Source organism: Enterococcus sp. AZ188 (assembly GCF_050544075.1).
GTDB lineage: Bacteria > Bacillota > Bacilli > Lactobacillales > Enterococcaceae > Enterococcus_D > Enterococcus_D entomosocium.
In genome coordinates this window covers 2,491,833-2,517,251 of record NZ_CP172943.1, presented here as the reverse complement: position 1 = coordinate 2,517,251, position 25,419 = coordinate 2,491,833, and the positions used below count along the sequence as shown (strand labels likewise).

Annotated in this window: 25 protein-coding genes and 1 pseudogene; 23 read left to right on the top strand and 3 right to left on the bottom strand. The window is 39.6% G+C overall.

Annotation, left to right across the window (positions count from 1 at the left end; genetic code table 11):
* Positions 1 to 71 precede the first annotated feature (71 nt).
* Positions 72 to 686 carry a YtpR family tRNA-binding protein gene (gene ytpR / locus IGI86_RS11725; protein ID WP_005234600.1) on the top strand — a complete coding sequence of 205 codons (615 nt, stop codon included), beginning with the start codon at positions 72 to 74 and terminating at the stop codon, positions 684 to 686.
* Positions 687 to 753: 67 nt separating this feature from the next.
* On the opposite strand, the gene IGI86_RS11720 is transcribed toward ytpR, so the two are convergent.
* Positions 754 to 2,058 carry a S1C family serine protease gene (locus tag IGI86_RS11720; protein WP_008379110.1) on the bottom strand — a complete coding sequence of 435 codons (1,305 nt, stop codon included), beginning with the start codon at positions 2,056 to 2,058 and terminating at the stop codon, positions 754 to 756.
* Between the two features lie 373 nt (positions 2,059 to 2,431).
* Between IGI86_RS11720 and rlmH the strand changes: the two genes are divergently transcribed.
* The 3 genes from rlmH to map all read left to right on the top strand — a co-directional run bounded on the left by rlmH (position 2,432) and on the right by map (position 4,542).
* Complete coding sequence (gene rlmH / locus IGI86_RS11715; RefSeq protein ID WP_430617310.1) at positions 2,432 to 2,911, top strand: 23S rRNA (pseudouridine(1915)-N(3))-methyltransferase RlmH; 480 nt, start codon at positions 2,432 to 2,434, stop codon at positions 2,909 to 2,911.
* A gap of 65 nt (positions 2,912 to 2,976) precedes the next feature.
* Entirely contained in the window at positions 2,977 to 3,714 is a 738-nt protein-coding gene (truA, locus tag IGI86_RS11710; protein WP_005225435.1) for a tRNA pseudouridine(38-40) synthase TruA, read from the top strand.
* Between the two features lie 42 nt (positions 3,715 to 3,756).
* Entirely contained in the window at positions 3,757 to 4,542 is a 786-nt protein-coding gene (gene map, locus IGI86_RS11705) for a type I methionyl aminopeptidase (RefSeq protein WP_087664984.1), read from the top strand.
* Positions 4,543 to 5,032: 490 nt separating this feature from the next.
* On the opposite strand, the gene IGI86_RS11700 is transcribed toward map, so the two are convergent.
* On the bottom strand, positions 5,033 to 6,865 hold the full coding sequence (locus IGI86_RS11700) for a hypothetical protein (protein ID WP_430617309.1): 1,833 nt from the start codon (positions 6,863 to 6,865) through the stop codon (positions 5,033 to 5,035).
* 665 nt (positions 6,866 to 7,530) lie between these two features.
* On the opposite strand from IGI86_RS11700, the gene IGI86_RS11695 reads away from it, so the two are divergent.
* Positions 7,531 to 7,875: a DUF7006 family protein gene (locus IGI86_RS11695; protein ID WP_005234616.1), complete on the top strand. Its 345-nt coding sequence runs from the start codon at positions 7,531 to 7,533 to the stop codon at positions 7,873 to 7,875.
* A gap of 259 nt (positions 7,876 to 8,134) precedes the next feature.
* On the opposite strand, the gene IGI86_RS11690 is transcribed toward IGI86_RS11695, so the two are convergent.
* Entirely contained in the window at positions 8,135 to 8,716 is a 582-nt protein-coding gene (locus IGI86_RS11690; RefSeq protein ID WP_207463048.1) for a hypothetical protein, read from the bottom strand.
* Positions 8,717 to 9,103: 387 nt separating this feature from the next.
* On the opposite strand from IGI86_RS11690, the gene IGI86_RS11685 reads away from it, so the two are divergent.
* The 18 genes and pseudogenes from IGI86_RS11685 to IGI86_RS11600 all read left to right on the top strand — a co-directional run bounded on the left by IGI86_RS11685 (position 9,104) and on the right by IGI86_RS11600 (position 25,402).
* Complete coding sequence (locus tag IGI86_RS11685) at positions 9,104 to 9,721, top strand: CPBP family intramembrane glutamic endopeptidase (RefSeq protein WP_194188426.1); 618 nt, start codon at positions 9,104 to 9,106, stop codon at positions 9,719 to 9,721.
* Between the two features lie 249 nt (positions 9,722 to 9,970).
* Positions 9,971 to 10,822 carry a helix-turn-helix domain-containing protein gene (locus IGI86_RS11680; protein ID WP_194188425.1) on the top strand — a complete coding sequence of 284 codons (852 nt, stop codon included), beginning with the start codon at positions 9,971 to 9,973 and terminating at the stop codon, positions 10,820 to 10,822.
* An 87-nt stretch (positions 10,823 to 10,909) separates the two neighbouring features.
* Complete coding sequence (locus IGI86_RS11675) at positions 10,910 to 11,116, top strand: DUF3955 domain-containing protein (protein WP_194188424.1); 207 nt, start codon at positions 10,910 to 10,912, stop codon at positions 11,114 to 11,116.
* A gap of 259 nt (positions 11,117 to 11,375) precedes the next feature.
* Positions 11,376 to 12,227: pseudogene (locus IGI86_RS11670) on the top strand (helix-turn-helix domain-containing protein).
* A gap of 364 nt (positions 12,228 to 12,591) precedes the next feature.
* Entirely contained in the window at positions 12,592 to 12,756 is a 165-nt protein-coding gene (locus IGI86_RS11665) for a hypothetical protein (RefSeq protein WP_176374317.1), read from the top strand.
* 3 nt (positions 12,757 to 12,759) lie between these two features.
* The gene (locus IGI86_RS11660) at positions 12,760 to 13,146 is read left to right on the top strand and encodes a hypothetical protein (RefSeq protein ID WP_087664983.1); all 387 of its coding nucleotides are present in this window, start codon (positions 12,760 to 12,762) and stop codon (positions 13,144 to 13,146) included.
* Positions 13,147 to 13,603: 457 nt separating this feature from the next.
* A complete protein-coding gene (locus IGI86_RS11655) occupies positions 13,604 to 13,867 on the top strand; it encodes an AbrB/MazE/SpoVT family DNA-binding domain-containing protein (protein WP_087664981.1) in 264 nt (87 codons plus the stop codon).
* Positions 13,861 to 14,211 (top strand): type II toxin-antitoxin system PemK/MazF family toxin, encoded by a 351-nt coding sequence (locus IGI86_RS11650; protein WP_087664980.1) that lies wholly within the window; start codon positions 13,861 to 13,863, stop codon positions 14,209 to 14,211. Before IGI86_RS11655 ends, IGI86_RS11650 begins: the two co-directional genes overlap by 7 nt.
* A gap of 275 nt (positions 14,212 to 14,486) precedes the next feature.
* Complete coding sequence (msrA, locus tag IGI86_RS11645; RefSeq protein WP_087664979.1) at positions 14,487 to 15,410, top strand: peptide-methionine (S)-S-oxide reductase MsrA; 924 nt, start codon at positions 14,487 to 14,489, stop codon at positions 15,408 to 15,410.
* A 348-nt stretch (positions 15,411 to 15,758) separates the two neighbouring features.
* On the top strand, positions 15,759 to 17,120 hold the full coding sequence (locus IGI86_RS11640; RefSeq protein WP_005225442.1) for a hypothetical protein: 1,362 nt from the start codon (positions 15,759 to 15,761) through the stop codon (positions 17,118 to 17,120).
* Positions 17,121 to 17,136: 16 nt separating this feature from the next.
* Positions 17,137 to 18,360, top strand: coding sequence for an amidohydrolase family protein (locus tag IGI86_RS11635; protein WP_016613635.1), 1,224 nt, complete (start codon positions 17,137 to 17,139; stop codon positions 18,358 to 18,360).
* Between the two features lie 246 nt (positions 18,361 to 18,606).
* On the top strand, positions 18,607 to 19,014 hold the full coding sequence (locus IGI86_RS11630; protein WP_061054425.1) for a helix-turn-helix domain-containing protein: 408 nt from the start codon (positions 18,607 to 18,609) through the stop codon (positions 19,012 to 19,014).
* Between the two features lie 322 nt (positions 19,015 to 19,336).
* Positions 19,337 to 19,915: an LOG family protein gene (locus tag IGI86_RS11625; RefSeq protein WP_008379089.1), complete on the top strand. Its 579-nt coding sequence runs from the start codon at positions 19,337 to 19,339 to the stop codon at positions 19,913 to 19,915.
* A complete protein-coding gene (locus tag IGI86_RS11620; RefSeq protein WP_429967286.1) occupies positions 19,912 to 20,352 on the top strand; it encodes a nucleoside 2-deoxyribosyltransferase in 441 nt (146 codons plus the stop codon). Before IGI86_RS11625 ends, IGI86_RS11620 begins: the two co-directional genes overlap by 4 nt.
* Before the next feature lie 16 nt (positions 20,353 to 20,368).
* Positions 20,369 to 21,073, top strand: a complete 705-nt coding sequence (locus IGI86_RS11615) for a deoxynucleoside kinase (protein WP_082741596.1) — start codon at positions 20,369 to 20,371, stop codon at positions 21,071 to 21,073.
* Positions 21,074 to 21,720: 647 nt separating this feature from the next.
* Positions 21,721 to 22,770 carry an FUSC family protein gene (locus IGI86_RS11610; protein ID WP_086297470.1) on the top strand — a complete coding sequence of 350 codons (1,050 nt, stop codon included), beginning with the start codon at positions 21,721 to 21,723 and terminating at the stop codon, positions 22,768 to 22,770.
* Positions 22,771 to 23,005: 235 nt separating this feature from the next.
* The gene (locus IGI86_RS11605) at positions 23,006 to 25,075 is read left to right on the top strand and encodes a BglG family transcription antiterminator (RefSeq protein WP_429967285.1); all 2,070 of its coding nucleotides are present in this window, start codon (positions 23,006 to 23,008) and stop codon (positions 25,073 to 25,075) included.
* A gap of 24 nt (positions 25,076 to 25,099) precedes the next feature.
* On the top strand, positions 25,100 to 25,402 hold the full coding sequence (locus tag IGI86_RS11600) for a PTS sugar transporter subunit IIB (RefSeq protein ID WP_005225455.1): 303 nt from the start codon (positions 25,100 to 25,102) through the stop codon (positions 25,400 to 25,402).
* Positions 25,403 to 25,419 lie beyond the last annotated feature (17 nt).

The window sequence follows — 25,419 nt, the reverse complement described above, 5'->3', positions numbered from 1 at the left end:
TTCCATGACGGATGCCGAAAAATTTGATAAGATTATGGGCGGAATGTGTAAGTACCTAAGGAGGAAAAAACGTGATTTTTGCTTATAACAAAGAATATGTTAGTGATACACTGCTTGCGATCACAGCAGATGATAAAGGATTAGAACAAACCGTCGAACGCAAAGGCAATGTTGCCCAAATCAAAAATGAAGAAGGCACGATCGTTGGCTGGAACTTTTTTGCGATCTCAGAAGTGATGACGATCGAAGGCCGTGGTCAAGTGACGTTGACGAAAGAACAAATCCAACAATTGAACACCATGATCAAAGAAGCAGGATTCAGCGAAGAACTGCCTGCAGATACGGAACCAAAAATCGTCGTTGGCTATGTGAAATCTTGTGTAGAACATCCAGACAGCGACCATCTTTCTATCACGGAAACAGAAGTTGGAGATGGGAAAGTCTTGCAAATCGTCTGTGGCGCTGCCAATATTCGTAAAGGATTGAAAGTCGTTGTCGCAAAACCTGGCGCAATGATGCCGGATGGCTTGATGATTTGGCCGGGGACACTTCGTGGCGTAGAAAGCTTCGGAATGATCTGTTCTGCTAAAGAACTACATTTAGAAGGTGCCCCAATGAAAAAAGGCATCCTTGAGCTGCCTCAAGATGCCGTTGTAGGTGAAGCTTTTCCAGTCGGTAAAGCCTAAAAAATGAACTGCCGCTTCCTGTTTTTGCGGCAGTTCATTTTTTGATTGTTTCGATTGGTTTTGGTGATTAGTTGCTGCTGTCTGTTGATTGTTCGTTGATCGATGTATCAACGGAAAGTTTTACTTCTGCTGTTTTTTCTTCATCGCCACGATAGAAGGTTACAGTGATCGTGTCACCGACTTTGTGTTTGTACAACGCAGATTGCAGATCCGTTGTGGTGCTGACTTCTGTATCATCGATTTTCGTGATAACGTCATATTGTTGCAATCCTGCTTGTTCTGCTGGTGTTGCATTGTTGACTGAGTAGATCACAACGCCTGAAGTTACAGATGAAGGAACTTTCAAGATTTGTTCTTGTTGTTGTGATGTGATTGAACCTAAATCGATCGTTTGGATCCCTAGTGCAGGGCGAACCACTTTGCCGTCTGCTTCTAGTTGATTGATGATCTCAACGACATCGTTACTTGGGATCGCAAAGCCCATCCCTTCGACACTAACGCCTGAAGCAGAGCCCGAGGTGCTGGCGATTTTACTTGAGTTGATCCCAATCACTTGACCATCAACGTTGATCAGTGGACCACCTGAGTTCCCTGGGTTGATTGCAGCATCCGTTTGGATCGCATTGATACTGATCGTACCACCAGATTCGTTTTGGCTTGTTACTTGACGATTCAAGGAAGACACGATCCCTTGTGTCACAGAGTTTGCATAGTCAGAGCCTAGAGGAGAACCGATCGCGATTGCTGGTTCGCCGACTTTCAAGGCACTTGAATCGCCAAATGTTGCGGCAGTTGTAACTTTTTCAGAAGAGATTTTTAAGACGGCTAAGTCTGTGTAAGAATCGGTACCTACCAATTCAGCTTTGACTTTTGTACCATCTGCTAAGACAACTTCCAAACCATCTTGACCTTCAACTACGTGGTTGTTGGTTACGACATAGGCATCGTCGCCATCGATTTTGTAGATGACACCACTACCTTCAGAAGAAGCTTCTAAGGCGCTGTCGTCTTCGCTTTGGCTATCGCCTTCACTTTGTCCACCTTGCTGACCAAAGAGGCTGTTCCAATCGTTGCTTTGACTTTGTTGTAAATTAATGATGGAAACGACGGAATCTTGTACTTTTTCAACTGCTTCAGTGACATCGCTGGTCACATCAAGTTTGACATTAGATACTTGTGTTTGCCCGTTAGAATCTTGGACCCCACTGTTGGTCGTGGTTTCTGGTGTTGAAGTCAAGGATGAACCCATTGCCAGATACAGACCGCCGAAGGTCAATAATCCGCCGACCATACCGCCTAAAATCCCAATACCTAATCGTTTTAATAAACCAGGAGAAGTTTTCTTACCTGGTGTGACATATTTTCTTGCCATTACTATTTCCCCCTTAATGAATAATTCGTTATAATCAGTATATTCCTTCTATCTGAGATTAGTCTACTAAGAGATTTTGAAAAAAATATGAAGAAGTTGCGTAAGAATCTGTTTCAAACGATGAAATTTTCTTCGCAAAGCCCGTTCGTTTTTGAATAAAAATAGCAGAGAAATCTGGGGAGAAGTAAAGGTCTTTTTATCCACAGTGTGTGGACAAACTTGATGGGGTTGGTTGGGTGGATGAAGAAATCGTTGAAGTGTCGCAGTTTTATAGATAAGATAGAAGGATTTCAAAGAAAGTCAAAGTGTGTAAAAGGTTGTGGATAGCATTGTCCACATTTTCATAAAATAAGGGGATAACGAGGAGAAATCTATGAAAATCAAAATCGTCACGGTAGGAAAACTAAAAGAAAAGTACCTCGTTCAAGGAATCAACGAGTACGCCAAACGATTGGGGGCATACGCAAAGCTTGAGTTTATCGAAGTACCAGATGAAAAAGCACCAGAAACCTTGAGTGAAGCCCAAATGCTGCAAATCAAAGAAAAAGAAGGCCAGCGCATTTTAGCCAAAATCAAAGACACCGAATATGTCTTTGCCTTAGCAATCGAAGGCACCAATCCCACCAGCGAAGCCTTCGCCAAACAAATCGATCAACTCGGCATCCAAGGAAAAAGCCAACTGACCTTCGTCATCGGCGGATCCCTAGGCTTAAGCCAAGAAGTCATGAGCCGCAGTGATGCCAAAATCTCCTTTGGCAAAATGACCTATCCGCATCAACTCATGAAGTTGATCTTATTGGAGCAAATCTATCGCGCGTATCGAATCAATACGGGAGCGCCGTATCATAAGTAAATATCTTAAGCAGTATAATAGAAAAAATTATCCACCGGTACTACCGGTAAAAAGGAGCAACAACCATGCGAAATATCAAACTAACGATTGAATACGACGGCAAGCGCTACTTAGGGTGGCAACGACTAGGAGATTCTGAAAAAACGATCCAAGAAAAAGTTGAAGGGGTCATCAAATTATTGACGGGAGAAGAAATTGAGATCGTGGGTTCTGGTAGAACCGATGCGGGCACGCATGCTCGAGGACAAGTGGCAAATTTCAAGACGACCCATCAAATGAGTTTGCCAGAGATGCAGCAGTTCTTTAACCGCTATTTGCCGCAAGACATCGTTGTCAACAAGATTGAAGAAGTGCCTGAACGATTCCATGCACGCTATCACGCCAAAGGCAAGCAATACAGCTATTATGTTTGGAACAACGCGATCCCATCGGTCTTTGCTCGCAATACCAGTTTTCATTGCCCGCAGCCCCTTGATTTGGAAAAAATGCAGCAAGCAGCTGAGAAGTTGATCGGCACCCATGATTTTATTGGCTTTTCTGCGTTGAAAAAATCAAAAAAATCAACGGTGCGGACGATCGATGAAATCACCATCACACCAGAAGGCGACCTACTGCGGTTTACCTTCAAAGGCAACGGTTTTTTGCATAAAATGGTCCGAATCTTGACAGGCACACTGATTGCCATTGGCGATGGCACACTGCCGCCAGAAGTGATCGATCAAGTGTTAGCCGATAAAGTACGACAAGCAGCTGGTGAAACAGTGCCTTCTCATGGCTTATTTCTAGATGAGGTGTATTATTAAAAGAAACATGGTAATGGCTATTTAAGGAAAGGAGATCATCTATTGATCACATTAAAATCCCCACGAGAAATCGAACAAATGAAAACTTCCGGTCGTATCTTGGCAAGTATTCACGAGCAACTACGGGAAAAAATCGTTCCCGGTATCACCACGAACCAAATCAACGCCTTTGTCCATCAACAGATAGAAGCTGCAGGGGCAACAGCCGCGCAAATTGGGTTTGAAGGCTATGAATTTGCGACGTGTATCAGTGTCAATGAAGAGATTTGTCATGGTTTCCCTTCAGAATATGTTTTAAAATCAGGCGATGTCGTCAAAGTCGATTTTTGTGTCGATTACAAAGGAGCAATCTCTGACAGCTGTTGGACATATGCTGTAGGAGAGATTTCGCCAGAACATCAAGCGCTGATGGAAGTAACGAAAGAAGCCTTAATGAAAGGCATCGAGCAAGCACAAGTCGGCAACCGCGTCGGCGATATTGGCTATGCGATCCAAAGCTTTGCTGAAGAAAAAGGGTATGGTGTCGTGCGGGACTTTATTGCTCACGGCATTGGCCCAACCATTCATGAAGAACCCTTCTTTCCTCATTTCGGGTTACCTGGCAAAGGAATTCGTTTGAAAGAGGGCATGACGATCACCATCGAACCGATGATCACGACCGGCACTTGGCGCATGAAGATGGACCCAAACGGCTGGACAGCACGCACGATTGACGGCAGTTATTGTGCCCAATATGAACACTCGATCGCCATCACCAAAGAAGGTCCAGTCATCACGACGTTGCAAAAGGAAGAAACGTCATCATCACTTAATGTCTTTGAAAAATAACTGTGCGGAACTTCTGTATCATGTAGATTTTCCACATCTCTTAAAAGGGCGTACCTAACTGATGGTACGCCCTTTCGATCTGTGCTTTTTTCAAAAAGATCGTAAAAGAACTCAGTAATCAACGAGTGCTTGTCTATTCATATTGGTATTTTTGATGGAGTCGTTCATATAGTATATCGTGTCCTTAGTTGTTTTGGGGTGATTTAAACAAACTAGAGAATGATCTTTTTTCTACTTAAAATGAAAATGAGATTGGAGAGTCAATTCTGATTCATCAGTCCCATAAATTATAGCGCCTTTTTTATAGATTAAGAAAAGAGGGGCAGAAACTTAAAATTTTGATCTCTATTTTATTAATATTTTCATAGATCATTAGTACTAGCGATCTATGAAAATATATTAACTTAAGTTTACAAATAATAATACTTTATATGTCAAATTTCAATAAAGCATAAAAAGACTAGCCATATAGAGCTAGTCTTTTTATATCTTATTTCTTGTAACCTTTTCTACTTTTAAATGATAAACCTAACAGACTTAGACTAGCCAAAACAAAACCAATGATTCGTAAACTTTCTTGAAAAGTAAAAGAGTCGGCGTCTCCTGTTTTAGGCATCATTGCTAGGCTTGAAGATTTTAAGAGTGTGGATTTCACGTCATGCCTTGAAGACCTAGTAGGCAGGGGAATCGTCTCTCTATTTACCTGATTTTCTTTTTTTGTTAAAGATTGCGCTGTTTGTTTACTTTCAGATTTCATGAGCGCTGTTTTGAATTGGATTGTTTTAATTGTTTGCTTTTCTTCAGAAGTCTTAGGGACAGGTCGGCTTGTTTTCTGTTCACTTAGTTGTTCCAATTTCATAATTACTGGTTTTTCAATAATTGGTACTCTACTAGCTTGAATAAACTGTTTATGATCAAAAGGGTTTAAATTTTTAGGGATATCTCCATCGATAAGTGATGGCTGTTTTTCGACTAGTACATTAGTTGCAGGAGTAATCTTTTCTGTATTTGTAGAGAATGTATTATCAATTATAGTAGTCGCAAAAGTATTGATTTCTTGCATAGAAAAATTAAAAGTATTCATTTGTGGAAATTTTTTAATAGGAACATTTAGTGTCATTTCTGCTGGTTGGCTAGGTATCATACTAGGTACTTCTTTTAGCTGTTTATTTATTGGATCCTCGTATTTTTTATTCGGTACTTTTTGCTCAGAGACAGGTTTAACTGGTGCGATATACTCGGCTTTTGTAGGAACAGCAGGAGTAGCAGGAACCAATTGAACCGGTGTATTCGGCTGCAAATCAGGGACGTTTATCACAGGAGTTGCAGGTACAAAGGGCGTATTTGGTACTTTTTGCTCAGAGACAGGTTTAACTGGTGCGATATACTCGGCTTTTGTAGGAACAGCAGGAGTAGCAGGAACCAATTGAACCGATGCATTCGGCTGCAAATCAGGGACGATTATCACAGGAGTTGCAGGTACAAAGGGCGTATTTGGTACTTTTTGCTCAGAGACAGGTTTAACTGGTGCGATATACTCGGCTTTTGTAGGAACAGCAGGAGTAGCAGGAACCAATTGCACAGGCGTATTCGGCTGCAAATCAGGGACGTTTATCACAGGAGTAGCAGGAACAGCTGGCGTATTCGGTAGTTTTTGCTCAGAGACAGGTTTAACTGGTGCGATATACTCGGCTTTTGTAGGAACAGCAGGAGTAGCAGGAACCAATTGCACAGGCGTGTTCGGCTGCAAATCAGGCACGTTTATCACAGGAGTAGCAGGAACAGCTGGCGTATTCGGTACTTTTTGCTCAGAGACAGGTTTAACTGGTGCGATATACTCGGCTTTTGTAGGAACAGCAGGAGTAGCAGGAACCAATTGAACCGATGCATTCGGCTGCAAATCAGGGACATTTATCACAGGAGTAGCAGGAACAGCTGGCGTATTCGGTACTTTTTGCTCAGAGATAGGTTTAGCCGGTGCGATATACTCGGCTTTTGTAGGTACCGATGGTGCAGATGGGGTTTCTTGCTTAATAATCGGCGGTGTTTGATTAGGTTCAGCAGGCGTTAAAGACTGCTCAGGTTTTTGCTGACCGGGAGTATTCGGTGGTGTAATGATACCGTTATCCCCTGAAGTTTGGTTATACCATACATTATTATCATTAACCCAAGTTTCACCATTTTCACTGGTGGCTTTTTTTTGTGTTTGATCAGTTGTTACATCAACGCCATTGATGGAGTCTGCATTGGCTTGAGCCTCAGTCGCGATTACGGTAGTTATGCTAGCTAATATGATTGATGTGGCAATGATTTGTTTTTTCATGATTAAAATTTCTCCTCAAATTCGATTTGTGATTGGTTTTTCTCGTAGAAATACAAGTATCTTGTCTAAGAACTTAGAATAAGATAGTCAATCCACGGCAAAATAAAAGACAAATCTCCATGAACACCAGTGAAAATGGAAGTAAATACTGAATGGTATTTAAATTCAATGAATTATTTCATGAAAATTTCTTGATTCTGTCTGACAAAACTTATCATATAAGGTTTTGGCTTATTCTACATAGAAGGTCTTAAATTTAGTACCTCAATGATAATTATGGTGAGTGCTATTATATTATTTATTGAAATTCTTGTTCTAAAACAGCCCATTGTTTCTTCTTTTGTTTCTAGTAATCATATTCTTACTTGTATTCAAAGATAATAAGGACAAAATGGTTAATTAATTTTTCTGAATATGTGTGTACATAAAGATGATTAATATCTCTTTTGTAACTCAATTCCATGAATAACAATAAACTTCCAAAGTCATATGTTCTTTTATAAGTCCTAAATTAAAGACTTTTTTTTCTTTGACCAAATTCAAGAGGTAAAATAAATGGAAATTCGCAGACTGCTTTTAAAATGACAAGTAGAAGAGGAAACATTTTGAATAAACGAATAGGTATTGTGCGGATCTCTTAGAATAAATTTGAAAGGAGATAACAAGTGACAATAAAATCAGCTAACGAATATTTCTTATTTTTCGATGATTTTTTCGAAAAATATAACTATCCATTAATTAACGAGTACTATATAACGACAAAAGAAAATTTCATTAAATTGATTCAGAATATTTCTACCAAAAATGCGTTTGCAACCATCAAAGAATTGGTACGAATCGATGCTAAGTTGCAAATTTTATCTAGTTTAATTGATGACAATATTTTCAAATTATCTGAAACTGAAATAATAAGATTGGCAGAAATAGATAGCGGAACTTACTATGAAGAAATATTCAGGATGGATGGAATGACAAATATTAGTAAGATTCACTCACTTATACTTCTATAAAATAAATGACTTCAGGAGACTGTTCAAAGTGAATTTTATTCAGATAATATAAAAATTTAATATGCGATTTAAATATATATTTACAATAAAAAGACAGGACAGAACTTTACTCTCCTGACCTGACATTTTTATTTATGATGGGTTGCTTTTTTATTATTTACCTCAAAGTTTATTATCTATTGAGCATAATACTTTGAATAAACCTATTTAATGTTAGGGTTCATGATTTACAGTTTGATATTAGAAGAACTAAACAAATTTATGAATTACCTTGATTCACTTTTTCTGTTTGATTCTTATTGGCGTCATCGACAGCTTTTGCTGCATCATCGCTACCTTTTAATGCTTCTACACTATCTTTATTACTGTCAGGAAGCACATTGTGCTCAGACAGGATACTATCAACTGCAGTTTTAAGGGCGCCTAGTTGTTCATCTTTTGCAGCTGCTACGGCACTTCCTTTATCTTCAGCAGTTTTTTTATCAAGAGCTGCACTGGCTTGCGCTTCTGTGACAGCGTTATTGGCATTTGTAATTTGTGTTCTTAAATCAGTAATTGTGTTATTTGCCGTTTCGAGATTATTTTCGACAGCTTTCTTCTCATTCTCAGCTTTTATTTTATCAGCTTCTGCTTTTGCTTTATCTACTAACGCTGTTGCCAAGTCTGTCTTAGTGCCGCTTAAAGTTCGGGATAAGGCATGAACACCTTGGTAGATAGCTTCTGTAGTTGCCGTGGAGTCACGATAAAGTGCAGTGCTGGCTGCAAATGTTGTAACACTCCCGAATATTGTACAAAGTAAGCCAGTGGCTATTAAAGATTTTGATAATTGCTTTTTTTTCATGTTCTAAATTCTCCATTTATTTATTTTGTTGCAAAATCTATTTTAGGTTATTTTAGGTTCAAATAACCTAAAAAGACAGATATTTCATACTTCAAAAAAGTAAAATATAGGTACATATAATATAAATAATGATTTATCTATATGATCGTATGTTTCATTTTTAGCAAGCACGATAATGCTGGGAAAATTAGTTGTCCTTGGTATAGTATCAGTCTTTCTCAATCTTCCTGGTATTCAATATGAATATGGTATAATTAAAATACAAAACTTTACAAAATTTTGTATGAAACAGAAAATTAGTATGTATATTTATTTTTCCCGAGAAGGCTACCATGTTTGAATAGTTTTAAAATAATAATCAGATAAAAATAAGGAGGTTGGGTAAATATGAAAAAACAATCAGCTAATTTCTTGTTATTGACTACTATAGGAATTGCTTTGATTTATCAAATTTTATCTTTTATAAATTTTCCCGAGCTACTTCATGTCGTTTTTGGAACGGTTTGGAATTTAGTATTTGCCTTTATTGCCGGGTATTATTTATTAAGAAAGGACTTTCTAAATCAGTTCAAGCACTTCAACTTTAAATCATTCGCCTGGGGATTACCTCTTGTTTTGTTTTCTGGAATGCTTTTTTCATTCCTCTATTCATTAATTTTTGGGCAACCTACGCCGAATGCGATTAATGATACACTTTCAGTAAAAATGATTTTGTTTCAAGTGCCCTTTATGCTGATGGGAGAAGAACTATTAAGTACAAATATCCTAATCGCTCTTCAGAAAAAAGGCCTTTCTTTTTTCTGGTCAACAATTATCTGCAGCATTCTTTTTGCATGCTGGCACATTCCTGCGTATGGATTTCACCCTATACAATTAATATTCACCCTAGCACCGGCTAGGTTAGCACTAAACTATGTATGGAAGAAATCATCTAGTGTTTGGGTGAGTTGGATCTGTCATTTTATCTATGACTCGCTAGGCTTTATTATCTTTTTTCTCAAATAGTGTTTTTTTAATTCCTATATTGATATATAGACGAATAAGAGAATTAGCAAGAACTTGCTAGTTCTCTTTTTTTCTATTTATATAAAGAACCTTATTGTTCAATACATGACTCGTAATAGTTATAAAAAAATTATTGTTTCGAATTTTTCGGTCTCATATTTAATACCTGATGATCCAAAAAAAGAAAGATTACTATAATAAGAAATATAAGAAGTTTTTTAATACAATCTTATGATAGGAGGATAATAAATGTATGGAGAAACGTTAAGGAAAATTCGTCTGAAAAAAGGGTTAACTCAAAAAGAAGTGTATGAAAACATCATATCAAAATCATATGCAGTAGAATTCGAAAAAGGAAAGCATCAAATTTCTACTTATATATTGCTTGAAATTTTACAGAATCTATCTATAGAAATAGACGAATTTTTATTTATTGCTAATAACTATAATATGAACGAAAAAACGTATTATGATTGTACGTACAGTAAGCTAGCCAACAAGCATGATATTGAAGGTCTAGAAGATTTATTAAAAACATTAAAAAGTAGGGAAGGTAGATTAAATGATATTAGAATAGCTGAAGTAAGGTCTCGTCTCCGAATTTTACGAAATTTCAGAGACAATGGTGTTTATGATACAAATGTGATTTTACAAGAAGATAGACAGACTATTTTAACCTACCTAATTGAGAGGGAAAGTTGGACACTTCAAGAAATTAAGCTTTTCGCTAATACGCTAGATTTGTTAGACAATGAATCAATATTTATTCTTTTTAAAAGAGTTTCTCGTGTGCTTGAATATTATGCCGATCTAGAGAAGGGGAAAGAAATATATTGCGCATTGATTATAAATTTATTGGAATATACATTTAAGAAAAAGCAATACGACTATACAGAAGTATTACTTATCCAATTGGATCTTTTATCATCCAACTATAAAGAGTTTTTTTATAGAACCGTTTATAATTTTTTTGAGGGACTCTTGGTAATGAAAAAACTTGATCAAGAAAAGGGAAGAGCTATTGCAGAAAATATGTTAGATATTATGAAAAAATTAAACCAAGAACCACTAGCCAAGTTGTACGCCCTTTTATTGATTTAACGGATTTTTTCATAGATGATAATAAATCCATTACTTGTTAAACTGAACCAATCATTTAAATAAAGTAAAAAGCAGGAGGAATATAAAATGAAACAATTTGGCAGTTCAATTTTCTTTTTTTTATTAGCAGTAGTGCTCTTTATGGTTAGTAACTTGGTAGGGTCGCATCTGGACTCAAGAGGATTTGTTGTAGAGCCAGCATTCTTTTGTATACCACTAGGATATTTATCAATCTTTATTTCAATTTCTATAACTACTACTAAGCTATTAAGAAATAAATTAAAGACTAAATGATACAGATGAGATGTTTTTCACGATTAGGACTTCTTGTTTTTAATCTAAACGAAAGAAAAAGAGGAGCGAATGAGATGTATCCAAGTCATTCACTCCTCTTTTTCTTTCATCTTATAGGTTAAGTCACTATAATGATCAGAAAACAAATTGTATAATAAGATCAAATATCCTTTCAAAGAAATTTAATGAATAATATGCTAGCATACATATTTCTTTGTTGATATGGATGAGAGAATCTTGAATGTGAGAGGAGTACTATATGTACGGAGAAACTATAAGGGAAATAAGATTAAAAAAAGGATTTAGCCAGAAAGATGTATATGGAAATATTATATCTAAATCATATGCTATTGAATTTGAGAAAGGAAAACATCAAATATCAGCCAATATACTGATGCAAATATTAGACAATATTTCTATGGACATTGATGAATTTATGTTTATTTCTAATGGATACCAATTAAATGAACAGAATAACTATAATTATATTTATAATAAACTGGCGAACAATCAAGATATCAAAGGACTCAAACATCTTTTAGAAGATCTGCAAGTAAAATCCGGCAAGTTAAATGGAATTAGAATTGCTGAGGTCTGATCTCGGATACGCCTCTTAGAATATTTTGAAGAGTATGGGGAATATAATACCAAAGTAGTTTTAGAAGCTGATAGACATACCATTTTAACCTATCTGATCGATGTGGAAAGTTGGTCTCTGCAAGAAATTCAACTATTTACGAATACACTCGAATTTTTAGATAGTGAAATTATTCTAGTTTTTTTTAAAAGAGTTTCAAAATTGATGGAACGTTATGTGAAACTTGAAAAAGGAAGAGAAATATATTGTGTTTTGTTGATCAACCTAATTGAATATACATTTAAAAGGCAGCAGTATGACTATACAGAAGTATTATTAACACAGCTAGATTTACTATCAACCGATTATAAAGAATTTTTTCACCGAACGGTATATAAGTTTTTTAGCGGGTTACTATTAATAAAAAGAGGGCCTGAGCAAGAGGGAAGAGATCTTACACAAAAAATGCTTCAGATAATGAGAGATTTAAATCAAGACTCTTTAGCTGAGCTTTATTCACAATTAGTTTCATAATTATATAGGGCATGTAGTTTTCGATTGTGCATCTATTTAAAAGTAGATATTAAGACTTAAATTAGAAAGCTATTTAAGTTTTAAAATACTATGGTTTATTTTTCATTCTAAATATGTTTACTAATTTGAATTAGAAGGTCAAATTAGATGAATTTGCCCAAATAGGAAGCTGAAGGTATTTAAAGAGAATTATGATTTATATTAATTAAAGGGATAATAACTATAAACATAGTTGTCAATAACTTATTTGGGGAATGAATATTTATATAGAAATTGTTGGGAAGTCCATTATATCGGACTTTTTTTATTTTCTTCTTAAATAGCCTTATTATAAGATTTACATTGTAAGGAAAGAGGAAATCAAATGGAAGAATTAACATATAAAACATACCGATGCGGATCCCTTAAGTTCAAAAGCCCAATCGATCAGAAACGTCAGAAAGAAATTGAGAGAAAATGTAATCGACAAGAGGTTCAAAAGTTAGCACAGATACTCTTGAAGCAAGAGTTTTTATTAATAGGAAATTAATCTATGAAAAAATCAACTCTTTCATCTGTGATTGTATCTGGTATAACTTGCGCATTGGTAATTTTATTTGGCTATGTCTTGGCAAAATCGGAGCACCCAATAAATCGGTTTGTCGAGGCGATGAAGGAACCAACGTTTATGGAGTCTATTGGGAGTACCGAACAATCAGGAAGGAGCACAAGCGAAACTATGGCGCCATCTACATCGGAGCCGCAATGGTATAACCAAGCAGAAAGTTTGATATCGGATTTTCATGAACGGATGACTTTGGCACAAAACCAAAACACTACTTTCAATATTGGCGCCACTGTCGACGAGTTAGAACATGCTATTCAACTGATGGCACGGTCTAATCAAGATAGTGGCATGTTATTAATCTATTCTAGGTAAATATTATATGACCACGGCTACCCTACAGATAATCCAAATTTTGTTGAAGACTTAATAACAAGAGCATTTCATAGTGCTGGGTGGCAAGTTGCGCCTAATGAAGAAGGTTTCACCGAATCAAGCAACTAATCATAGTATGATATTATACAATTTTGATTTTTAAGAATGCGACAGAGTCTAATTTATGTATTTTGTTCTTGTTGTGAGATAATATTGGTACAATATTATTGAGGATCAGAAACTTAATAATTTTTGATCCTTTTTCTATTCTTCATTTCAAAATTCCTTTAGTAGCTCAATTAGTTAGGATAGAAAGATCCTAATTTAGGACAGCAGAGTAAACTTTTAAGAACAATTCTTTTTAAATGAATTTAGGTGCTTCGACAAAAGGATAATTATGTATATACTCCGTCGTGATATATCTTATACTATGTATATATAGAAAGAGGTGTCGCGCATGGAAATGTTACCTATAAAAAAATGGGGCAATAGTAACGGTCTTAGATTGCCAAAGTACATTATGGAGTATCTTGGCATTCATACTGATGACAAAGTGAAGATAATACAAGAAGAAGTAAACGGGCATAAGCGACTAATCATCGAAGCGGCAAATTCAGAAAACGAGTTAACGATTGAAAAGTTATTTGAAAATTACACTGCTGAGAGAAATCAGGTGGAAATTCAACGTTTAGGTGAAGCCGTAGGGAATGAAAGGTGGTAAAAAAAACTAGACAAGGTGATATTTTGTTGTTGGATACAGCTCCTCGTTCTGGACATGAACAAACGGAAAAAAGGCCCTATATTGTTTTAAGTCATGACATGATTGCAGATTATAGTAACGTTGCCACCATTGCTCCGATTTCTAGTACAAGTAGAAACTATCCGTTATATGTAAGTATTGATCCAGATTATGGCATGAAAACAACAGGAAAAGTATTGCTAGATCAATTAACGACAATTGATTATGAGGCCAGAGCGTGTGTTTTTTTGGAAAAAGCGCATGAGAGATTGGTTGAGGAGTTATTGATGAAAGTTAGAACAATATTTCAAAAAGTAAGTAAATAAAAACAACATGGTCATCTTATCTATGTTGACCATGCTGTTTTCTTTTATTCTATAGACAGTGTGTCCGTAAACTTATACTCCTTTGTAATCTTTGAGATAGCAACGCCATTCTCAAAATCCTGAACGATTTATACGCTAACCTATACAAAAGCCAAAAACGTTCGAGACATTCTCTCGAACGTTTTTTGGGCATCAAATTGGGCGAATCGTCGAAACTATGGTACAGTGCAACCAAACAAGGAGTGAAAGCGGCTCGTTCATGAGGCAAAGGGGCAATGGTGATGAAGCAAACAACGATGGCGTGGCTGTCAGAAATCTATAATTTGATCTTGCATCCTGGCACGAGACAGTGGGAACGAGAACAACTGGTGCAAGCGAAAAATACCTTGGAAACCCAGCTGGCGACCAAACAAAAAGCAGGCAAACACGAAAAGGAATCGTCAAAAAGTCTTGAAGACCAACAGACCAGGCGGGTTTTGGAAAAACTAGAAGCGTCGTTGCGTCCTTTGGCACTGAGAAACAATCTGACCCCGAATGTCGCCGAGTTTTATCAAACAATCAGCCAGCCAGCACCGAAAAAGGCAATGAATGAAGAAACAAGCAAAGCCCAACCAGCAGAAGTTTCCGTGGAGCCGACCGAAACAGGTGGAAAAGCACAAGAAGTGGCTATTTTTGCTGGCGGCTGCTTTTGGTGTATGGTAGAGCCTTTTGAAGACCAGCCGGGCATTCTTTCCGTTTTGTCGGGGTATACTGGGGGAACAGTCCCGAATCCGACGTATGATCAAGTACTAAGTGGAACAACAGGGCATGTCGAAGCAGTAGAGATCATTTTTGATCCCAAAATCATCACCTATCAGGACTTGTTGCAGTTGTACTGGCAAGTGACAGACCCGACAGATGCTTTCGGACAATTTCAAGATCGCGGCAATTTTTATCGCCCAATCATTTTCTATACGACTGCTGAACAGGAAGTGTTTGCGCAAGGAGCCAAAAAGGAACTAGCCCAATCTGGTTATTATCAGCAACCCATCGTGACTGAGATCCGCAAGGCCACGCAGTTTTGGCCAGCGGAAAACTACCATCAAGCATTTTACAAGAAGCAGCCCAAGCGCTACCAGCGGATCAAGCGAGCGCGCAAGCAACTGATGCTTTTTTATAAACTGAAACGCTGGACAAACCGAGGGGAAAAACGATCATAGTCAGAAGATACATCAAAAAAGCGGGGCTCCGAGAAAAGGCCAGAGGATCAAATGAAGGCTCTTTTCTCCACAGGCCGCGCTTTTTTCTGCGCGTTTAGCCAATTGGATAAAAAACGAAGATTTATTTTAGAATAATGTCCAAAGAAAGCGTTAACAACAAGAATTATAATAGAGAAAGAAAAAGTGGCGAAAAAGGTCGAAAAAGCAGGTTCCTTTTGCTTGGTTCCTTTCTTCGAGGAAAGAAGGTGGGAAACACCAGAGAAAAATCAGCGGAAAAATCAATCAGCAACACCCCATAGCAACACAACATTTATTATATGAAGATTCATATAAGTTAGGAGAAATGTGATGAAAAAAAAGGGAACGTTCGTCTCACTGTTTATGGCTCTCATTCTTTTTATCTTTTCAGAAAGAACAGTGTTTGCGGCAGAAGCGATCAATGAGATCGTTGCACCAACTGGAGTCAAAGCATTTTTAGTACTGATTCCGTTAGTGTTAGTACTGGTTTTACTCTTTAAAAAAGTAGATATGATCATTGCTGGCTTGATTGCTGGGATATTGGCGATGATTATTGGCGGGATCAGTTTAGCTGAAGCCAATTCGCAACTGTTGGAAGCTATTCCGACGATGTTAAGTATTACGGTGCCAATCATCAATTCCGCTGTAGCGATGGCGGTCTTCAAAGCCGGTAGTTATACGGCAGCCTTAACCTTAGCCAAAAGAGGGACCAAAGGAAAAGTGGAATATGTGGCTGGTTTTATTGTCATCTTATTGGCAGCAGCGACTTATATGTCTGGGATCGGCGGCGGGAGTGCAATGGTGATCGCACCATTAGCATTTGCGGCAGTTGGGGTGGTACCCGAATTGATCGCAGCGATGTCGTTAGCGGCAGCTGTCTCCTTTACGACCTCTCCTGCCTCTTTGGAATCTAGTATCGTGTCTGAACTGGGCGGCTTTAGTGTCGCTTCTTATGTCGATCAAATGCGCCCATTTTGGTTGTTATTCGTTGGTTTGGCGATTTTATTGGCATTCTTCGGGACCAAGCGTCGTCATCTGGGCTTCAAAGAATCAGCCAACCAAGAGTACGAAAACAAAAGCAATGGCGAGTTATTCAAAACGACATTGCCTGCGATCTTCTTGCTTTTTGCGGTCATCTTTGGCCCGTTGATCAATGACCTGATCGGCTTTGTCCTCTTTACGCCGCTAGTTTATATGGTGGTCACGTTGGCGTTGATTTTTGTTTGTACCGACTTTTCGATGAATCAATCGGTGGAAGCGATGGTGGACGGATCCACGTATATTTTGACCCGCTTGTTCCAAGTGGGGATCTTTTTAGCCTTCATCAACGTGATCGCTGAAACTGGGACATTTGCTGTTATTGCTGGTGCGGCACAAAATGCCCCCGCAGCGATCGTCGTTCCCGTGGCGATCTTGACGGGTGTCTTGATTGGGATTCCCGCAGGTGCCTATGTTGGCTCCGTATTAACATTAGTGTTACCAGTTGCCGTTTCATTAGGCTTCCCAGTGTTAGCTCTTGGTTTTGTAACGATGGGGGTTGGACTCGGCAGTCAAATGAGTTTCGTCAACATTACGATGCAAGCTTTATCTTCTGGTTTCCAAATTCCGATTCTAGATGTGGTCAAAGGAAACGTGAAGTGGTTGAGTTTAGCAGCCGTATTATTATTAGTCATCGGCTTAGTGTTTGGCTGATGGATAGGAGGAAAACATGGATTTATTGATCAAGCAAGCACGTCTTGAAGACGATGCAGAATTAGTAGACATTGCCATTTCAGGAGGAAAAATCACCGCAGTTGCACCCAACATTGAAGAATCAGCAGCAAAAACGATTGAGGCGAAAGGCAAAGTGGTGATCCCCGGATTGATCGAAAGCCATATCCACTTAGACAAAGCCTTGATTGCCGATCGTGAACCTAATAATTCAGGTACATTACAAGAAGCGATCCAAGTTACGGCAAAGCTCAAACCGACTTTTACCGAAGAAGATATTTATGATCGAGCGAAACGTGCATTAGAAATGCTGATCGTACATGGTACGACTGCTGTTCGCACCCATGCCGAATTTGATCCGGCGCAAGGCTTCACAGGGTTTGACACCATCATGCGCTTAAAAGAAGAATACCGAGACCTGATCGACATTCAGGTCGTTGCCTTTCCGCAAGAAGGAATTTTTAAAGCCCCAGGGACGGATAAAATGATGATCGAAGCGATGGAGAAAGGCGCCGATGTCGTTGGCGGCATTCCTTACAATGATGCGCCAGCCAATGAACACATCGACTTGATCTTTGAGATCGCCAAACGATTTGACAAAGACATTGACTTGCATCAGGATTTTGCTGACGAAGCAGACGATACATCGATCGTCTACCTGTGTGAAAAAACCATCGCAGAAGGCTACCAAGGTCGGGTATCTGTAGGACATTTGACTGCGCTGCACGCTATGGAACCGGATCAGCTGGCAGAAGTTATCGATTTGATGGTCAAAGCCCAAATCAATGTGATGCCGTTGCCTGCGACCGACTTACACTTAGGTGCTAGAAATGATGCCTACAACGTTCGTCGTGCCGTTACGCCGATTCGCAAATTACGTGATGCCGGTGTGAATATTTGCTTAGGCAGCAACAATATTCGTAACGCCTTTACGCCCTATGGCAACGGTGATTTGATTCAAATCGCTATGTTGGCTGTGCCAGTGGCGCATTTAGGCGGCGCCGATGACCTGCCGACAGTCTTGCCAATGATTACGACCAATACCGCCAAAGCATTAAATATCAAAGACTATGGGATCGCTGTTGGCAACCGCGCAGATTTGATTCTTTTAGATACCCAGAGAAAAGCCGATGTGCTGATCGATATTCCTGAACGTTTAGTGGTCATCAAAAATGGCCGCATCACCGTGGAAGTCAAAAAAGAAGTGACGATCCACCGTTAACAACAGGTCATGTTTTCTCAAGTAGTACGATTTATTCGTGCTACTTTTTTTGTCGTAATATAGTCGAAATAAAAAAATCATTTTCTAGTCATTTGTTCTTTTTTCATCTATGATAGAAAGAAAACCGCTATCACGGAGAGTTCGTTTAAGAAAATCCTGTCAAAACTGTTTGACAATGCCGTAATATCAATGGATTTGAGCAGAAACCACAGCAGGTCTGCGTTAAGGTAGAAGAAGGAGGACAAGATGACGATTGGGGAAGCACTAAAGAACCATCGAGTCACACAGCAAATGAGCCAAGAAGAAGTAGCAAAAAAAATTTTAGTGACCCGCACATCGATCTCAAATTGGGAAACCGGCAAGACGGTACCAGACAGTTTGAATTTATTGAAACTGAGTACCCTTTATGGGTGCAGTGTCGATGAGCTATTAAAAAAGGAGCGAGCAGGAATGAAAAAGAACTTTCGTACGATGACCTATGGTGCTGGATTGAAAGACGGAACGATGCGTTTGAAAATCGAGACTGATGCCAGCAAGTTTTTCCCACGAGGGGTTGAAGTCAAAGCATCCGTCGATTTAGAAACAGGAGAAGTGACCTTTTTTGTCGAGCAAGAGGATTTGAAAAAGCTGAAAGCAGCCACCGACGAAAAATAATTTTTTTATACAGATTTTTGCTAAATTTTGCTTGGACAAGAGAAAAAAAGTGATGGATAAAAAAACACGAGCCTACCTGCATCGTGTTTTTTTATGTGGGATGAAAGAGGACTGAGGCAATCGATGGCAGCTGATTCTGTTTTTTCTTATCTGCTATTTTCAAAGTTTGTAACGTTTAAGGGAAAGCGAAAAGACGTAAACGGATTCATACAATATATAGTGAATAGATCGATTTTTATCTAAATAAAGCACAATATGTAGTATTTACTTTTTTAATAGATTGTGTAAAATAGCAGGTGTAGTGAAGAAGGAGCTGTTGTTTTTGAGAGTAACTGTATTTTGCGGTACCCGTTTAGAAAATGAGGAAAAGTTGGCAAAGACCGCTCGTGCCATCGGCAATGCCTTAGCAAAAAATCACATCGAGTTGATTTATTGCGCCCCTTTGGCTGGCTTGATGAGGGAGATCGTTAATGGGGTCTTTGAAAAAGAAGGCGCAGTGACGGGGATCTATCCATCAGGTTCCTTTGCAGAAGATTTGCCGCCAATTGTCACTGGATCAAGCACATACACTGAGTTCTATACGGATACGAGGGAGGAGCAAACACAACAATTGCTGGAAATGAGCGATGCCTACCTTGTATTACCTGGTGGATTTGGTACACTAGAGGAGTTGTCATCAATATGCTCTTTTATGACTCTTGGGAAATTGCCAGTCAAGCCAATCGGTGTGTTGATGAACGAAGGCTTGAAGGATGGACTGAAGCCACTGCTAAAAATGTTTGAAGCTTCCAGCTTTGCTTGGGCTGAACTGCCGGAAACGCTCTTTTTCCTATCTGACGTTGAGTCGTTGATCCAACGTTTGGCGGCGAAGGGGTCAGGAAAGGAGTGCTTGGCAGGATGAAGCATGTCTATTTAGCTGGACCGTTTTTTTCAAACGAACAAGTCGCACGACTCAAACAGGTAGAACGCAGTTTAGCTGAAAACCCACAGCCTTTGGCGGTCTATTCGCCGCGCCTGTATCAAGAAGGTTCATCTGAACCCAATACACCGGAATGGGCGAGAGAAATTTTTGAAAAAGACGTGCTGGAATTGACACGAGCCGACGTCGTCGTTGCCGTTTTGGATTACCATGAAGGAATCACTGATCCGGGAACAGCCTTTGAAATCGGCGCAGCACACGTACTAAATAAACCAGTGATCGCTTTTCAGGAAAAAGCCGCGGCGGTCAATCTGATGTTGACGGAGTCGATACAAGCGTATTTGACTGATTTGACGGCACGAACAGCGTATGATTTTGAAAAGATGGCGCACCGAGCATTTGTAGGTGACTATATTTAATAAAGGATGGATGAATGTGTTATTAATCGCAGGTACGATCGGGGCAGGAAAAAGCAGTTTGACTGATTTTTTATCGAAGGAAATGGCGTCGAAGCCTTTTTATGAAAACGTGGAGGACAACGATGTTCTGCCATTGTTTTATTCCAATCCAGAACGATACGCCTTTTTATTGCAGATTTTTTTCTTAAACAAAAGTTTTTTAGGGATGCGAGAAGCTTTGTCGAATGATGACAATGTCATTGATCGCTCCATCTATGAGGACAGTTTGATGTTTCATCTAAATGCGGATCTAGGTCGAATCGCACCGATGGAGGTCGAACAATACGATAACCTGTTGAATACGATGCTGCGGGAATTGGAAGAATCGGCGCCGTTGAAACATCCAGATTTAATGGTTCATATCAAGGTTTCCTTGAATACGATGATCGAACGGATCAATAAACGTGGTCGTTCCTATGAACAAATTGCCAATGATCCGACATTGTACGACTATTACAAAGAATTGAATCAGCGATACGATGAATGGTATGAAAACTTTGACGTTTGTCCGAAAATGCAAATTGATGGGGATCAATTGGACTTTGTTGCCAATGAAGACAACCTCATGGTGATCCTCGAGATGATCCAAGAAAAATTGGCAGAAGTCCGTCAGACCCATGGCAAAGGCCACTATTGTACGGACAAAGCCATCGCAAAAGGTGATTTTTCCAAGAAAAATTAAAGCAGAGAAGCAACCGATGAATCTTGCCAGTTGGGTGAAAAGCAGTCTTCCCTGTCAGCTTTTTTATGATTAATCGAAGTGCTTGAAAACGGCGATTTTACAGGATTAAAGAGCAATCCTTGTTGTCAAACCAATTATTCAATGGCGTTTGCAGTAAACAAAAGGAAATTGGTCAGCACCGAAGACGCCGTTTTCGGTGCTTTAGTGTTTCAATTATCTATTGAGAGACATATTCGCGCCAGACACCAGTAGCAAAGGCAATGACTCGTGTTGGTGTATCAAGAGTCTGTCCATTGTGGTCACTAGGGTGAGTTACTAGCTGATTGAGTGCATCAAGTGTTATTCAAACGGGTGAATGCTGCGAAATACTAATAGTTGATACAATCACCAGCACTTCATTGAAGAATATTTTGCCGAAAAGTAGAGAGATTCGCTTGTAGTCTATTGCCAAGCGAATGCTTCTCTTTTTTTATTGGTAAGGGCTGTTTAGTGTGAGCGTTTGATTTGATCAAGGGGCATCGTTGCGAGGATTTCACAAAGTTTCTGAAAAAAATTTGCATATTCATCTTTTGCTTCGTATACTAGTTTAGGACGTTGCTTATAAAACGGCTGTATCATCGTACATATTTTTTGATAGGAGGAATTGCATGAAAGACAAACGAAAAGTCTTGCGTCCGTTAGGATCAGGGTTTGCGATGGCGGTTCCTTTGTTTATAGGGATCCTCGTTCAGGACCCTTTGATAAGTTCTGTGGGGGCGATGGGGGCTTTTTCCTACTTGGCTTTTCAACATCGGTCCCTTTTTTATAATCTGCGCGCCATTTTGACCCACGGCGCTGCGCTGCTGCTGGCATTTATTTTAGGCGCTGGGACAGCACTGATTCCCTGGAGCGCACCTTTTATCATCGGTGCGTTATCGTTTTCTGCGTTTTTGTTGTCAAAAGTGATGCGGATCCCCAAGCCCGATTATTTCTTCGTGTTGATGCTTTATGCCACCGGCTTTAATTTTCACGCAGCGCACCTTGGAGAGATCTTGCACCACAGTTCCTATTTGCTTTATGGCATCGCAGGCTCACTGCTTGCTGGACTGGTGATTTCGTTGGCTGAACAGCTGCCGTTGAAAGAAGAAAAAACGGCCTTTCAACAACTGAGCTTGCACGAGAAATATTCGCTAGCATTATCTCAGCAACCAGAAATGGTCATCAAGGCGCTGCACTTTTCTTTGATATTGTTCATTGCGACCTACATTGCCTATCTGTTGCGGGACAGCAACGGGTATTGGATCTTGATTTCCGCTGCTGCCGTATTGGCAGGGGAACATATGGAAAAAATCAAAAATCGCACGATCGGCAGGGTACTGGGAGGAATCGTAGGGCTGCTGCTGGGTTTCTTATTGATGTCCTTGCATATGCCCCTTGAAGCGATCGCAGTTGTCTTGATCATTCTAAACATATTGACGGAGTTTTTTATGCCAGTCAATTATACCGTTGCTAATTTCTTTACCAACCCACAAGTCCTGCTGTTAATGACGATCGGTACTAGTTTTACGCCACTGAAATTGATCCCATTGCGTTTTTCAGGGGCATTGATTGGCAGCGTGCTGGCAATGCTGTTGATCTTTCTAATGGATTGGGCAGTAAAGCAAATGGAGCAAGCGCTGGGAAATAAGCAAGAAGACACGACGGATCAAACACAATAGAATGCACCATCATCGATAAGCAAGAGCAGCTGCTCTTGCTTTTTTTGCATCTGATTCTCTAGCTAAACGTTTTCTCCATCGGATAGGAAAAATAAGGAAAATATGAAATAATCGAGCAAAGATTCCTAATTCGAAATAGAAGCGTTTACATTTTTGCAAACTAAAGTGGCAGAAACATCTACTTTTTTTGTTGTAAGCGAAATCATATACTCAAATCAGAGAAGGAGAGAAAGTTGTGAAAAAACGAATCGTAGATGTTTTGCATCGCCTGTTGGTGACTGATTATCCACTATCCATCGAGCAACTGGCAGAAGAGACCGCAGCGAGTGGGCGGACGATCCGCAATGATTTGAATGAGATCAACACGTTTCTCGCTGACTTACACATCGGACCGGTCCAAACCCTTCGAGGAAAGGGCATCCTTTTGAAAATGCCCTCAAAGCAGCAAGCCATCGTTTGGCAGGCATTACAGGCACAACAGTCGGAATATATGACCCGTGAAGAGCGTCGTTTTGATCTGCTGCTGCATCTGACATTTTCAAAAGAGATCCTGGTGTTGAATAAAAAAGAAGAAGCGTACCAGATATCAAAAAGCAGTATGGATGAAGACATGCGCCGTTTGCGGGCGGACATCAATAAATATGGCATTGAGATCATCAGCCTAGGAAAAAAAGGACTGCGGTTGAATGGATCGGAACGAGCGATTCGGACGATGATTTTTGACATCATCAATCAGCGGATCGGTAGGTTGCCACTTGATAAACAGACCCCAGATTTAGTCTTTACGAAATTGCTTTATCGCTATTTGCCGCAAAAAGAAATCAAACAGATCCAACAAGTGATGCAAGCAGTGTTGCCGCCAAATCAAAATGAGCTGTACAGCAGCCAAATCTTATTGTTTACCGCCATTTGGCTGATGCGCATCAGAATGAAGGAATTTATCACTCGCATGAATTGGTCTACTTCCAGCAATCCGCTCCAAGGGTCAGCCTATATTCAGGCGATCGCTGAAACCTTTTCGATTGAGCCACCAGAAATCGAAGTCAACTATCTTTCTTTCATCATCGAATCACTGAATTTTAAAGATTTGTCCAATTCCATCGAATGGGCGCATGCGCAACTCTTGTCGCTGCAGCTGATCCAATTTGTGGAATGCCAAACCAAGATCCCTTTTAGTAAAAAGGAAGAAGAGTTGTTAGAGGGATTGTATAAACATATGGCAGCGCTGATCGTTCGAGCCAAGAGCGGTATTCAAGTACCCAATCCGATCAAAGAGACCGTTCGCAAAAATTATGGACAAATCTACCAAGCCGTCAAGGGGTTCGCTCCTACGATCGAAGAGATCGTCGGTCAACCACTATCGGAAGATGAACTGACATTTCTCGTGATCCATTTTTCTACAGCCCTAAGTTCATTGAACCACGAGATTATTACGATCTATAAGGCGGTCGTCGTCTGTAACCATGGAATGGCAACCGGCAATCTGCTGGCAGCCAGCCTCAAGGAGAAGTTTCCAGAAGTAGAAGTTGCGGCAGTCTTGAATTCACAAGAAGTCAATTTGATCACGAAATTCGATGTGGATCTAGTTTTTTCAACCTATGAGATCGATTATCGAGAAAAGCCAGTATTACTGATCCCACCGATCATCAATGAAGAAAATCACCAAGTGATCCGTCGTTTCTTAAACAACAATGAACAATTCAAACGGATCGCCTTTGACCAAAAAAATGCCACGCTGTTCTTCAATCAGTTGCTTACAGTCATTGAAGAAAGTGGCGGGACGGTCGATGCTGCCGCCTATCGCAAATTGACACACTTGTTTGAACAAAATCAATTAGCCATTAATGCAAGGGAGATTCAGCCAATGTTAAAAGATGTTTTATCCGCTAGTCATATTCAATTAAACGTTCCTGTTCAAAATTGGGAAGAAGCCATTGAACGCTCGGCGCAGCCGCTAGTAAAAGAACAGATCATCGAAAAACGCTATATCGAGGCAATGGTTGCGGCGGTGGAGGAATACGGTCCTTATATCGTCATTGGCAAACATTTGGCGCTTGCGCATGCCCGACCAGAAGATGGCGCCCAGCAGTTGGGTGTGAGTGTCCTCACCTTGGCGCCGCCAGTCGCATTTGGGAACCCAGAAATGGACCCTGTCAAAATCATTTTTTGCTTGGCTGCGGTGGACTCTTACTCTCATCTTGCCATCATGAAGGAATTGATCGAACTGATCAATGATGAAGAAAAAGTCACGCAGTTGCTGGCTTGCTCTACGATTGAAGCTTTTCAATCATTGCTATTTTCATAAAAAACAAGAAAAGGGGAAAAAATCATGAACAAATTATCGATCTTATTCGTATGCGGTGCAGGTCTTGGCAGCAGTTTTGCGGCTCAGATGTCAACAGAAGATGTCTTAACGAAATTAGGAGTGGAGGCGAAATTGGATCATGTCGATATCTCATCAGCGGTATCAATGAAACCAGACATCATCATTACGGCAGAGAATTTCCGAACGCAATTTGAAAAGTTTGCCTTGGACCCGACAACCGCAATCATTTATTTACGCAACATCGTTTCAAAACCAGAAATCGAAGAAAAAATCACCCCGGTATTAACGGAAAAAGGTGCACTGTAAGGAAGAGGCATGACGAA